Here is an 11,441-nt window from a genome sequence, read left to right on the forward strand (position 1 = left end):
TCGATCCGGCTGTGACATCGGTTGCGATCCTAGGGCGCCAGAACGGGCGCGGCTACCCGGCAGGTGCGGGTGCGGGTGTGGCTTTGCCCGGAAGCTTGCGGCGAACCAGGCTGTAGGCGCGGTTGATATCCTTCAACCGCTCCTCCGCCTGGCGGTCGCCGCCATTGGCATCCGGGTGGTAGCGCTTGGCGAGTTCCTTGTAGCGCGTCCGCAGCGCCAGGGAATCCACCGGCCAGACAAGGCCCAGAACGTCCAGCGCTGCGCGGAGTTCGGGCGGCGGCTCATCCGGCCGCGGCTGCTTGGCGCGGCGCTGGGCATGCAGCGGGGTGGCGCCGAGCACGCCCAGCGGGTCGCGCAGCACCTCCGGGTCGAAGGGGTTGGCACCACCGAGCCGGCCGAGCGGCCAAGTTGGCCGCTGCCAACCCGTGTCCTCCCGCAGATGCTGCTCGATCTCGCCGGGGGACATGCCCTTGTAGTAGTCCCAGGCCCGGTTGTAGGCCCGCACATGCTCCAGGCAGAACCAGCGATACTCGTTCAGGGATTTGCGGTCGCGCGGCGCGCGGAAGGCGCCGGGCTCCGGGCAGCCGGGCTGCTCGCAGAGGCGCACCGGCGCCTCCGGCTCCGCGGTCATTGTTCCGATACGGTCGCCACGTCGCGCCATCCGGGGTTTATGGTCGCGCGATTCCGCCCGCGCAAGGCGGCAGCGCGAAACCGAGCCATGCCGGATCGGGCCATGGCAAAGCCAGCAATACTGCCCATATCCAAGGTGAAACCATGACCGACCGCGCCAGCCGCATCCGCGCCAGCCTGCAACAGGCCTTCGCTCCGGCCGAGGTCACTGTGCAGGATGACAGCGCCCAGCATGCCGGCCATGCCGGTGCCCGCCCGGGCGGCGAGACCCATTATTCTGTGCGTGTCGTCTCCCCGGCCTTCGCCGGGCAGTCCCGCGTCGTGCGGTCGCGGGCGGCGCATGAGGCCGTGGCGGCGGAATTCGAGGCGGGACTGCATGCGCTTTCGCTCCGCCTGCTGACGCCCGAGGAAGCTGCGAGGGGCTGAATTATTCCGCCCCGCCACCCTCCCGGTGCCGCCGTACCACCGGGCTGTCCTCGGCATAGGCGTAGCAGCTGCCGATCGGCAGGCGGCGCGGCGGCGGGGCTTCGGTGACATCACCGGCGGCGATCGCCGCCTCCCGCTTCGCCCGGTCCCGACGCCACTTCCAGGGGGCGATGGTCTGGTAGGCGACGGTCGCCATCTGGGCCATCACCTCCCGCAGATGGGTGCAGCCCAGTACGCCGCCGACCCGGTCCTTCACCGCCCGGTTGAAGCCCGGCCCGATGGTGACCCCGGCCAGGCGGCTCATGCCCTCCGCCGCCTTGGGGCAGATCGCGTAGGGTGTGAAGTCGGAAACGGCTTCGCAGGCGCGGATCACCATTGCCTCATCGACCGTCATCCGCACCCACATGCCGTGCAACTGGTCGCCGGGCTGCAAGGTGCCGCGGTCCATGTTGTCGAAGGGGTAGGATTTGGTGTCGACGAGATGCGCCTCGATGTCGAACAGCCCGTCGGTGCGGTGGTAGCCGTCCATGGTGATCTGGCGGCGGTGCAGCGGCACGCGCGGAACTTCGGGCTCGGAGAGCGGCATCGGGCAGGAACCCCCGGATGGTGCAGTGCAATGTCCTGCTATGGCATGGGGTTGCCGAACCGGGAAGGCTACTCTCCCGCCCCCTCATCCCGCAGCAGGGCCTCCACCGCGGCGGGCGGCACCTCGGCGGTGGTGAAGGCATCGCCCGGTCCACGCAGCAATACGAAGCGCATGGCCCCGTCGCGCACCTTCTTGTCCTTCCGCATCCGCGCCATCAGCCGTTCCGTGGAAAATCCGCGCGGCAGATCCGCGATGCGGGCCGGCAGCCCGCAGGCCTGCAGGTGGGAGATCACCCGCCCCGGCAGTTCCTGGGAACAGAAGCCGAGTCGTGCCGAAAGCGACGCGGCCAACCCCAGGCCCACGGCCACCGCCTCCCCATGCAGCAGCGTGCCGCCATAGCCGCATTCGGCCTCGAAGGCGTGGCCGAAGGTGTGGCCGAGGTTGAGCAAGGCGCGGCCACCCTCGACGCTTTCCTCCCGCTCATCAGCCGCCACCACCCCGGCCTTGAGGCGGCAGGATTCGAGCACCGCATGGGCCAGCGCCGCCGGGTCGCCGGCCACCGCCCGCGCGCCCTCCGCCTCGCACCAATCCCACAACGGTCCCTGCAGCAGCCCGTGCTTGGCCACCTCCGCATATCCGGCGCGCAATTCGCGCGGCGGCAGCGTTGCCAGCACGCCGGTATCGGCCAGCACCAGCAGCGGCTGGTGGAAGGCGCCGACCAGGTTCTTGCCCAGGCCGAGATTGATGCCCGTCTTGCCACCCACCGAGCTGTCCACCTGCGCCAGCAGGGTCGTCGGGATCTGGATGAAGGGCAGGCCGCGCAGCGCCACCGCCGCGGCAAACCCCGCCAGGTCACCCACCACGCCGCCACCCAGCGCCAGCACCGCCGTGCGCCGATCCGCTCCGGCGGCCAGCGTCGCCTCCACCACCCGTTCAAGCTGGGCGAAGGATTTGCTCGCCTCGCCCGGCGGCACCTCGACGGTGCCGACCACGGCGATTCCGGCCGCCTCAAGCCCGTCGAGCAGGGTGGGCAGGTGCAGCGGCGCCACGCTGGAATCGGTCACCACCACCACGCGACGTGCCGGCAGCACCGGGGCCACCAGCGCGCCGGCCCGCGCCAGCAACCCCTCGCCCACCAGGATGTCGTAGCTTCGCTCGGCCAGTCGCACCTTCAGCCGCGCCGGTTCCCGATGCGCCTCAACAGCCTCCATCACCCGGCGCGTGGTGGTCTCGGGCGGTTCGTCGGTGCAGTCCACGATAACGGTCGCCTCCGCGAAGGTGGGGTGGCGCACGGTCATCAGGCGCTCCAGCACCTCGCGCGGGTCCCGGTTGAGAAATAATGGCCGATGCTCCCGCCCCGCCACGCGGCGCAGCAGCACCGGCAGGGTGCAGCGCAGCCACACGGCGATGGCGCCCGATTCGGCCACGGCGCGGCGGGTTCGCGCATCGGTGAAGGCGCCGCCGCCGGTGGCCAGCACCAGGGGCGGGCCGGCCAGCAGGCGGGCAATCACCCTCCGCTCGCCGTCGCGGAAATGCGGCTCCCCGTAGCGCGTGAAGATCTCCGTGATGGGCAGGCCGGCAGCCGCCTCGATCTCGGTATCCGCATCGACGAAGGGCAGGCCAAGCTTCACCGCCAGGCGTCGCCCGATGGAGGATTTGCCGCAGCCAGGCATGCCCACCAGCACCACGCTGCGGCGTGGTGGCGTAGGGACCGCCGGTTCGGGCGGTGGGGCATCCGGCGCGAGCCAGGTCGGAAAGGCGGTGTTGCGTGACACGGTGGTGAAGGCTAGCACAGCCAAACGCGCACGAGGATCCGCCCCCACGATGTTCCGACACCCCCTCCTGCTGCTGCTCGCCCTGATCGTCGCGCTGCTCGGGATCGGCTTGCTCGGGATCGGCGCCTTCCCGCCGTCCGTGGCGCCGCAGCCGGTGGAGCGCACCGTGCCGGCGGACCGCTTCGGCACGCGCTGACCGCGGCCGGGTTCCCCCGGATGGATCGGCACGGCGAAGCCTTCCTGGAGATGCTGGCCGCGGAGCGCGGCGCGGCGCGCAACACGCTGGCTGCCTATGCCGCGGATCTGGCGAATTTCGCCGAGCACTGCACGCCGCGCGGCATTACCCCGCTGACGGCCGATGCCGCGACCATCCAGGGTTATCTCCGCGCGGTTTCCGATGCCGGCCTGTCAGCCCGCACCGCCGCCCGGCGCCTGTCCGCGCTGCGCCAGTTCTTCCGGTTCCTGGTGCAGGAGGGGCTGCGGCAGGACGACCCGACGGAATTGCAGGAAAGCCCTCGCCTGCCCGCCAGCCTGCCCAAGCCACTATCTGAATCGGAGCTCGCCGCGCTTCTGGATGGCGCCGCCCGGCTGAACGGCGCCCGCGGCCCCTTCGCGCTGGCCCTGATCGAACTGCTCTACAGCAGCGGCCTGCGGGTCAGTGAACTGGTCACCCTGCCGGCCAATGCGCTGCGGCCGGACCAGCCGCTGGTCACCGTGCGCGGCAAGGGCAACAAGGAAAGGCTGGTGCCGATCTCCGCCCGCGCCCGCGCCGCGGTGCTCGCCGCCACGGCCGCGAGGCCGGAACCGGAACAGAAATCCCGCTGGCTGTTCCCATCCCGCGCCGCCGGCGGGCATGTCACCCGCCAGACCATCGGCCTGGTGCTGAAGGATGCGGCGCTGGCCGCCGGGCTGGACCCCGCCCGGGTCAGCCCGCATGTGCTGCGCCATTCCTTCGCATCCCACCTGCTGGGCCACGGCGCGGACCTTCGCAGCCTGCAGATGCTGCTGGGCCACGCCGATATCGCGACGACGCAGATTTACACCAAGGTGCTCGAGGAACGGCTGCAACGCCTGGTCGAGGAACACCACCCGCTCGCCATCCAGGAGCCTGCCGCATGACCGCTCTCGCTCGCCTGCACCGCAGTGAACTCGCCGTGCCTGCGATCCGCCCGGAACTCTTCCCCAAGGCCGCCGCCGGCCCCGCCGATGCGGTATTCCTGGACCTGGAGGACAGCGTGCCGGAGGCCGAGAAGGACCGCGCGCGGGCCAATGCCGTGGCCGCGATCCGCGATATCGACTGGGGCCGCAAGATCCTGGCGGTGCGGGTGAACGGCCAGGACACGCCGCATTTCTACAAGGACCTGATCGCCCTGCTCGCGGTGGGCGGAGACCGGCTGGACGTGGTGATGATCCCGAAGGTGGGCGACCCGCGGGAGGTCTTTGCCGCCGATCTCCTGGCCACCCAGATCGAGGCGAACGCCAACCGCGCCCGCCGGGTCGGCCTCGGCCTGGTGATCGAGACGGCGAAGGGCCTGGCGCAGGTCGAGGCCATCGCCACCGCCTCCCCGCGCAATGAGAGCCTGCATCTGGGCGTGGCGGACCTCGCCGCCAGCCTCGGCATGCGGACCACCGCGATCGGTGGGCTGAACCCGGATTACGCCAGCCCGGCCGGGCTGCTGGACCCCTGGCATTTCGCGCTGGCCCGCATGATCACCGCCGCCCGCGCCGCGGGCCTGCGCCCGATCGACGGCCCCTATGGCGATTTCCGGGATGCGGAGGGGCTGGAAGCCAGCGCCCGCCGCGCCCGCGCCATGGGCGCGGAGGGCAAGATGGCGATCCATCCCGGCCAGGTCGCGGCACTGAACGCCGCCTTCCTGCCGGATGAGCGGGAGGTGGCCCAGGCCCGCCGGGTGCTGGCGGCGATGGAGGCGGGCCGCCTGGAAGGCCGCGCCGCCGTGGCGCTGGACGGCAAGCTGCTGGACATTGCCTCGATCCGCCAGGCGGAGGCGATGGTCGCCAAGGCCGAAAGGCTGGGCTGAGGCCCGCGGGGGTCAGATCCGCCCGATCAGATCCCCAAACCCCCAGATCAGCGTGCCGACCACCAGCAGCGCGAAGCCGGCACGTTCCATCACCTGCCGGTCGATATCGCGCTGCAGCCGCTTGAAGCTGGCCAGCCGCGCAGTGCGTTCCGCGCCATCCACCTTCTCCATGTCGGACAGCAGCGCCAGCAGGTCGGCCCGCGCGATCAGCACCTTGCGACTGGCCAGCACCAGGCCAAGTGCCGTCAGCAAGGCGCCGGACCGCGCGAACCAGGTCCAGTCGCCCGTCGCCAGGCTGAGCCAGATGCTGGCCGCCACGCACAGAAGCGACGCCAGCATGAAGCCCCGCACCACGCGGCGGAGCGCGCGGGAGCCTTCCTCCGTCACGGCTTGTGGACGCGCAGCGGCCCGAAGCTCTGCGCCACCGGCATCACCTGCAGCGTGTTGACGTTCACCCGCGCCGGCCGCGTCGCCACCCAATGCACCGCGTCCGCGATGTCCTCCGGGTTCAGCGCCTCCGTCCCCGCATAGGGGGCGGCGGCCTTCTCGGCATCGCCCTTGAAGCGCACGGCGCTGAATTCGGTGCCGCCGACCAGCCCCGGCTCGATATCCGTCACCCGGACCGAAGTGCCGAACAGGTCGGCGCGCAGGTTCAGGCTGAAATGTCGGACGAAGGCCTTGGTGGCACCGTACACATTGCCGCCGGGATAGGGCCATTCGCCAGCGGTCGAGCCGATGTTCACCACATGCCCGCGATCCCGCGCCACCATCCCCGGCAGCACGGCGCGCGTCATGTACATCAGTCCCTTGCAGTTGGTGTCGACCATCGCGTCCCAGTCATCCAGGTCGGCGCCCTGGGCCGGGTTCAGCCCGAGCGCCAGGCCGGCATTGTTCACCAGCAGGTCGATCTGTTCCCACCCCGCCGGCAGCCCGGCCACTGCCTGCTCCACCGCCGCGCGATCCCGCACATCCAGCACCACGCCATGGCAGCGCGCCGCGCCGAGCTCGGCCACCAGCGCATCAAGCCTTTCCCGGCGCCGCCCCGCGGCCAGGATGCGCCAGCTATCGGCGGCGAGGCGCCGGGCGATGGCCAGGCCGAAGCCGGCGGTGGCGCCGGTGATGAAGGCGGTCGGTGCGTGCGTCATGCTTTCTCCCGGGGTTCAGCCGACGCGCAGCAGCGTCGGCCCATTCGCCCGCAGCCAGGCGGCGGCGGCATCGCGGTGCGGCGTCAGGCGGCTGACATGGGCCCAGAAGCGGGGGGAATGATTCATTTCCCGCAGATGCGCGACCTCATGCGACACCGCGTAGTCCAGCACCCAATCCGGCGCCATCACCAGGCGCCAGGAGAAGGCGAGCGTGCCATCCGGCGCGCAGCTGCCCCAGCGGCTGCGCGTATCCTTCAGCCGGATCGCCCCGGGCTTCACCTCCAGTGTTGCGGCATGCCGCGCCGTGAGCACGCCGATCCGCCGCTCCGCCTCCGCCCGCAGGAAATCCAGCACGCGGCCCGGCAGATACTCCGGCGCCCCGCCAACAACGACTTGGTCATCCACAAGCGATGTGCCGACCGCCGCAGGGTCATGCCGGATCGTGCAGTCCCGACCGCCGAGCATCACGCGGCCGCCATCGAGCAGGGGATTCGCCGGCGCCAGTCCCGCCAGCCTGGCCAGCACCCAGGGTCCATTGGCGCGCAGCAGCGCCAGCCCCGTGCGCCGCGCCGCCTGTGGTGGCAGCACCACGACCACCGCCGCCTGTCGGGGACAGATGCGCAGCGAAACGCGGCGGGCGCGCGACGATCGCAGCCACTGCACCCGGCATTCCGCGCCGCTTGCCGGCAGCGCCACCATCTCCGTCCCGGGCAGGGTCATCCCGACGGAACGCCGCGCTCCACCGGCCGCCGGAAGACCTTGCGGGCCTGCGCCGCTTCCTCGCGGATGGCGCAATCCTCCGCATGGTCGTTGATCAGCCCCATGGCCTGCAGGAAGGCATGCACCGTCGTCGGCCCGACAAAGGCCCAACCGCGCTTCTTGAGGTCCTTCGACAGGGCAATGGAGGCGGCGGAGGTGGCCGCCCCCTGCGGCGGCAGGCTGGCCGCATCCGGCTCATGCCGCCAGACATAGGCAGCAAGCGAGCCTTCCCGCGCCACCAGATCCTGCGCCCGGCGGGCATTGTTGATCACCGCCTCGATCTTGCCGCGGTGGCGCACGATGCCCGCATCGGCCAGCAGGCGGGCGACATCGGCTTCGGTATAGCGGGCGATGCGGTCCATCTCGAAATTGTCGAAGGCGGCCCGAAAGTTCTCGCGCTTGGCGAGGATGGTCCGCCAGCTCAGCCCGGATTGGAAACCCTCGAGGCAGAGCTTCTCGAACAGGCGCCGGTCATCGGCGACCGGGAAGCCCCATTCGGTGTCGTGGTAGTGCAGGTATTCGGGCGTCGCGCCGCACCAGTGGCAGCGCGGGCGCCCATCCGGACCGGTGATCGTGCTGCCCATCCCTGCACTTCCCCCGATGTCACGCTCAGCCCGCCAGGGCCTTCAGCTCCACCTCGACGAAGGAGAGCTTCTCCGTCCCCGCATTGACCACATTATGCTCCACCCCCGGATCGCGGGTGTAGGACACGCCGGCGGTCAGCGTGGCATTGGCGGTGGCGCCGCCCGGCAGTTCCAGCAGCAGCGTGCCATCGGTGATGGGGATCACCACATAGCCCCAGCCGTGCCGATGCCAGCCGGTCTCCGCGCCGGGATCAAAGTCCCAGCGCGTGACGCGGACCATGGAATCGTCCTGCTGCACGGTCCCGATCGCCGGCGCCCGGCAGGTGAGTGGGGTGCTCACTCCGCGGCCGCCTTCATGCTCAGGCCCGGCAACGGCAGCGCGCCGGCCGCCTGCATGTTGTCCCAAGCTTTCTGCCCGGCCTCGGCCGACAGCGGCAGGTGCGGCGGGCGGATATTGCGCCAGGCGCTGTCACCCGTGCTGCGGGCGATGATCTCGCGCAGGCCGGGGATGAGCGGTGAGGCGGTGGCAGCCTTGCGGGTCGCGTTCAGCACGGCCTGCGCGGCATCGGCCTCCGGCCCCGTGCGGTGCTTGTAGACGATGGCACCGAAGCGGGCGTTGACGTTGCCGGCCGCGGTGATGCAGCCCGCGCCGCCCTCGGCCAGGATCTTCTGCACGAACTCGTCGGAGCCCGAATAGACCTCGAACCCGTCCTTGGCGAAGTTGTCGATCATCGCCTTCATGTTGGCGTAGTCGCCGGAGCTGTCCTTCACGCCCTTGATCTGGCCGGGGAAGGCCTTCAGCAGCCGGCCGATCAGGTCCAGGCTGAAGGGCACCGCAGACTGCTGCGGGAAGTGGTACAGGTAGATGGCGATGCCACCGCCGACGCGGTTCACCACCTCGGAGAAATAGGCGAACAGCCCGTCATCCGACGGCGCCTTGTAGTAGAAGGGCGGCAGCACCAGCACGCCGCGGCAGCCCTGCGCCTTGGCATGCTTGGTCAGCTCCACCGTATCGGCGAGCGAGGCGCAGCCGGTGCCCGGCATCAGCTTGGTGGCCGGCACGCCGCGGGCGATGATGCCCTCCAGGATCTGCTTGCGCTCCTCGAAGCCGAAGCTGTTCGCCTCGCCCGTGGTGCCGAGGATGCCTAGGCCGTTGCAGCCATTGGCCAGCAGCCAGTTGCAATGCGCGGCGTAGCGATCGAGGTCCGGCGTGTAGTCCGCCGTCATGGCGGTCAGGGCCGCCGCATTGATGCCGCCGAAAAGCGCGTCTTTCATGGCTTCGGGTCCTTCCCGTTGGATGGTCTCTAGGCCCGCCTGCGGCGGGGTATTGGCCGGGCCGAAGCGGGCCAGCGCCCGGGCCAGTCCACGGCATTCTCCTCCAGCGCGCCGGCATCGCGTTCCGCCACGCTGCGACCGCGGACGGAAACGCCAGCACTATGCACCGTCTCCGGATCGCCGGAGACCAGCGGATGCCACCAGGGCAGGTCCCGCCCCTCGGCCAGCAGGCGATAGGCGCAGGTCGGCGGCAGCCAGTCGATCGCGCCCACCTTGGCCGGAGTCAGCTTGACGCAATCCGGCACGCGCGCCTTGCGGTTCGCATAATCCTTGCACTGGCAGCTCTGCCCATCGAGCAGCCGGCAGGCGACGCTGGTCCAGACCAGTTCCTCGGTCTCCGCATCCCGCAGCTTGTGCAGGCAGCAGCGACCGCAGCCATCGCAAAGGCTTTCCCATTCCGGCCGCGTCATCGCGCCGAGGGTCTTGGTGCGCCAAAAGGGTTCGGGTGAGGCCATGCCAGGCAAGCTACCCCCTGCGACGGCGGCTGGAAACGCCGCCTTCCGCATATCAGCCCTCGGCCACGTCCCGGAAATACGGCTCGACCGTGCCCTTCAGCTTCAGCGTCAGAGGCTGGCCCTTGCGGTCCACCGCCTTGCCGACGGAGACCCGCACCCAGCCTTCGCTGACGCAGTATTCCTCGACATTGGTCTTCTCGGTGCCGTTGAAGCGGATGCCGATGCCGCGCGCCAGCAGCGCCTCCTGGTAGAAGGGGCTGCGCGGGTCCACGGAGAGGCGGTCGGGCAGGGTCTCGGGTGCGTCTTCGCTCATGACGGGGTGGTAGTCGCAGCGGGCCGCGCTGCCAAGGGTTCCTGCAACCGGCGCAACGCCGCCAGGAACCGCGCGGCGGCCTGTTCCGGCGGCCAGGGCTGCCAGGGCGTGCCGCCATGCTCCGCCACCAGCGGGTCTTCCTCCATCACCGGGGCACGGATGCCGAGCGTGGCGCGCACCTCCGCGCGGGACCAGCCGGCGACATGCACCGCCTCCGCCGCCGCCATCGCCACGTCCAGCTTCTTGTGCAGTTTTCGCTGGACGGCGTCCCAGGGCGGCAGGGCGTAGCGCTGTGCCACCACGGCGGAGAGCCGGTCCTGCAAGGCCAGGAAGCCCGGCCCGAGAAAGGGCTTCAGCGGCGAGATGCAGTCGAAATTGGTCAGCCCCTCCTCCGCATCATGCAGCAATTCGCGCAGCGCCTCCGCGCGCCCTGGTGCCTGCTTGGCCCGCAGCCGCAGCGCCAAAACGGCCAGGGAATGCTGCGCCACGGACAGCGGCGCGCCGGGCCAGATGGAATGGCCGCCCCAGCGGAAGGTGCGCGCCAAGCCGGTCGCCAAATCCTCATCCGTCCAGTCGAACGGCGTCGGCGCCAGCAGATCCAGCCGGCGGCCGGAGGGCAGGCGGACCCAGGCGCGCGCCGCGTTCAAGGTCCCGTCAGGTCGAAATCGGCGGTCACGGCCAGATCCTCGCTGAACCAGGACCGCACCGCCGCCTGGCGCTGGCCGCAATACTCCGGGCGCCCTTCCGCATCCAGCCGCATGGTCAGGTCATGCCCCGGCACCAGCAGCGTGCCCGCCACCGCTCGCCACAGCGACCAGATGCCGGCCATGGAGGATTCGGAGGCCGCGGCATCCATGGTCATATCGGCCGCCATGGAGAGCATCTCCGCCCGGTTCTTCGCCGCATCGCCGCTGAAGATCACCGGCGGGTCGTTGCTGGCCAGGTAGTAAACCAGGCAGCCCGGCGTATGGCCCGGCGCGGCGATGGCATGGATGCCCGGCAGCGGCTCATCCCCCGCCGCGATTTTTCGCGTGCGCGGGTTCTGGGCCAGCTCGCGCACATGCAGTTCCGGCAGCGCGTTGAAATCCCAGGGCTCAGCCTCGGCCCAGGCCATTTCCTCGGCGCCGATCCAGACCGTGGCATTGGGGAAGAGCGGCGCGTTCACGCTGTGGTCCCAATGCGCATGGGTCAGCAGGATATCCGTCACATCCTCCCGCTTCACGCCACGCGCCGCCAGCTGCTTCGCCAGTTCCGGCCGCACGCCGAAGGACCCCACATCCACCAGCGCCACCCGGCCCTCGCCCCGCAGCAGGGCGATGGTGCTCCAGCCCAGCGCGCCATGGCAGACGGATTTGCCCGGGTAGCCCTGCACCAGCACGTCCAGCGTATACATC

At 70.6% G+C, this 11,441-nt stretch carries 17 protein-coding genes; 4 read left to right on the forward strand and 13 right to left on the reverse strand.

Annotated features, from left to right (window positions below; translation table 11 throughout):
• Window positions 1-52 precede the first annotated feature (52 nt).
• On the reverse strand, window positions 53-631 hold the full coding sequence (locus HB662_RS18770; RefSeq protein ID WP_245185724.1) for a J domain-containing protein: 579 nt from the start codon (window positions 629-631) through the stop codon (window positions 53-55).
• Between the two features lie 143 nt (window positions 632-774).
• On the opposite strand from HB662_RS18770, the gene HB662_RS18775 reads away from it, so the two are divergent.
• A complete protein-coding gene (locus tag HB662_RS18775) occupies window positions 775-1,056 on the forward strand; it encodes a BolA family protein (protein ID WP_168051489.1) in 282 nt (93 codons plus the stop codon).
• 1 nt (window position 1,057) lies between these two features.
• Here the strand turns inward: HB662_RS18775 and HB662_RS18780 are convergent, their stop codons facing one another.
• Complete coding sequence (locus HB662_RS18780; RefSeq protein ID WP_168051491.1) at window positions 1,058-1,642, reverse strand: DUF2889 domain-containing protein; 585 nt, start codon at window positions 1,640-1,642, stop codon at window positions 1,058-1,060.
• 68 nt (window positions 1,643-1,710) lie between these two features.
• Window positions 1,711-3,435: a 3-dehydroquinate synthase gene (gene aroB / locus HB662_RS18785; protein WP_342449546.1), complete on the reverse strand. Its 1,725-nt coding sequence runs from the start codon at window positions 3,433-3,435 to the stop codon at window positions 1,711-1,713.
• A gap of 31 nt (window positions 3,436-3,466) precedes the next feature.
• Here aroB and HB662_RS18790 point away from each other — a divergent pair, with 31 nt between their 5' ends.
• The 3 genes from HB662_RS18790 to HB662_RS18800 are packed head-to-tail and all read left to right on the forward strand — an operon-like array spanning window position 3,467 to window position 5,456.
• Window positions 3,467-3,613 carry a hypothetical protein gene (locus tag HB662_RS18790; protein WP_168051493.1) on the forward strand — a complete coding sequence of 49 codons (147 nt, stop codon included), beginning with the start codon at window positions 3,467-3,469 and terminating at the stop codon, window positions 3,611-3,613.
• Window positions 3,614-3,633: 20 nt separating this feature from the next.
• Window positions 3,634-4,536: a site-specific tyrosine recombinase XerD gene (locus HB662_RS18795; protein ID WP_168051495.1), complete on the forward strand. Its 903-nt coding sequence runs from the start codon at window positions 3,634-3,636 to the stop codon at window positions 4,534-4,536.
• Window positions 4,533-5,456 (forward strand): HpcH/HpaI aldolase/citrate lyase family protein, encoded by a 924-nt coding sequence (locus HB662_RS18800; protein WP_168051497.1) that lies wholly within the window; start codon window positions 4,533-4,535, stop codon window positions 5,454-5,456. The genes HB662_RS18795 and HB662_RS18800 overlap by 4 nt, the downstream gene beginning before the upstream one ends.
• Before the next feature lie 12 nt (window positions 5,457-5,468).
• Here the strand turns inward: HB662_RS18800 and HB662_RS18805 are convergent, their stop codons facing one another.
• From HB662_RS18805 to HB662_RS18850, 10 genes are read right to left on the reverse strand one after another with little or no spacing between them, the layout of a single operon-like run.
• Window positions 5,469-5,843, reverse strand: a complete 375-nt coding sequence (locus HB662_RS18805) for a hypothetical protein (RefSeq protein WP_168051499.1) — start codon at window positions 5,841-5,843, stop codon at window positions 5,469-5,471.
• On the reverse strand, window positions 5,840-6,601 hold the full coding sequence (locus HB662_RS18810; protein ID WP_168051501.1) for an SDR family NAD(P)-dependent oxidoreductase: 762 nt from the start codon (window positions 6,599-6,601) through the stop codon (window positions 5,840-5,842). Before HB662_RS18810 ends, HB662_RS18805 begins: the two co-directional genes overlap by 4 nt.
• A gap of 15 nt (window positions 6,602-6,616) precedes the next feature.
• Entirely contained in the window at window positions 6,617-7,321 is a 705-nt protein-coding gene (locus HB662_RS18815) for a M48 family metallopeptidase (protein ID WP_168051503.1), read from the reverse strand.
• Window positions 7,318-7,944, reverse strand: a complete 627-nt coding sequence (locus HB662_RS18820; RefSeq protein ID WP_168051505.1) for a DNA-3-methyladenine glycosylase I — start codon at window positions 7,942-7,944, stop codon at window positions 7,318-7,320. The genes HB662_RS18815 and HB662_RS18820 overlap by 4 nt, the downstream gene beginning before the upstream one ends.
• Window positions 7,945-7,969: 25 nt before the next feature.
• The gene (locus HB662_RS18825; RefSeq protein WP_342449540.1) at window positions 7,970-8,284 is read right to left on the reverse strand and encodes a cupin domain-containing protein; all 315 of its coding nucleotides are present in this window, start codon (window positions 8,282-8,284) and stop codon (window positions 7,970-7,972) included.
• Window positions 8,281-9,219, reverse strand: a complete 939-nt coding sequence (locus HB662_RS18830) for a dihydrodipicolinate synthase family protein (protein WP_168051507.1) — start codon at window positions 9,217-9,219, stop codon at window positions 8,281-8,283. The genes HB662_RS18825 and HB662_RS18830 overlap by 4 nt, the downstream gene beginning before the upstream one ends.
• Window positions 9,220-9,248: 29 nt before the next feature.
• The gene (locus HB662_RS18835) at window positions 9,249-9,734 is read right to left on the reverse strand and encodes a YcgN family cysteine cluster protein (RefSeq protein WP_168051509.1); all 486 of its coding nucleotides are present in this window, start codon (window positions 9,732-9,734) and stop codon (window positions 9,249-9,251) included.
• A gap of 52 nt (window positions 9,735-9,786) precedes the next feature.
• Window positions 9,787-10,047: a DUF3297 family protein gene (locus HB662_RS18840; protein ID WP_168051511.1), complete on the reverse strand. Its 261-nt coding sequence runs from the start codon at window positions 10,045-10,047 to the stop codon at window positions 9,787-9,789.
• Window positions 10,044-10,694 (reverse strand): HD family hydrolase, encoded by a 651-nt coding sequence (locus HB662_RS18845; RefSeq protein ID WP_209443356.1) that lies wholly within the window; start codon window positions 10,692-10,694, stop codon window positions 10,044-10,046. Before HB662_RS18845 ends, HB662_RS18840 begins: the two co-directional genes overlap by 4 nt.
• On the reverse strand, window positions 10,691-11,440 hold the full coding sequence (locus HB662_RS18850; RefSeq protein WP_168051513.1) for an MBL fold metallo-hydrolase: 750 nt from the start codon (window positions 11,438-11,440) through the stop codon (window positions 10,691-10,693). The genes HB662_RS18845 and HB662_RS18850 overlap by 4 nt, the downstream gene beginning before the upstream one ends.
• Between the last annotated feature and the right edge of the window lies 1 nt (window position 11,441).

The sequence above is a fragment of the Falsiroseomonas frigidaquae genome, from assembly GCF_012163145.1.
Lineage (GTDB): Bacteria > Pseudomonadota > Alphaproteobacteria > Acetobacterales > Acetobacteraceae > Falsiroseomonas > Falsiroseomonas frigidaquae.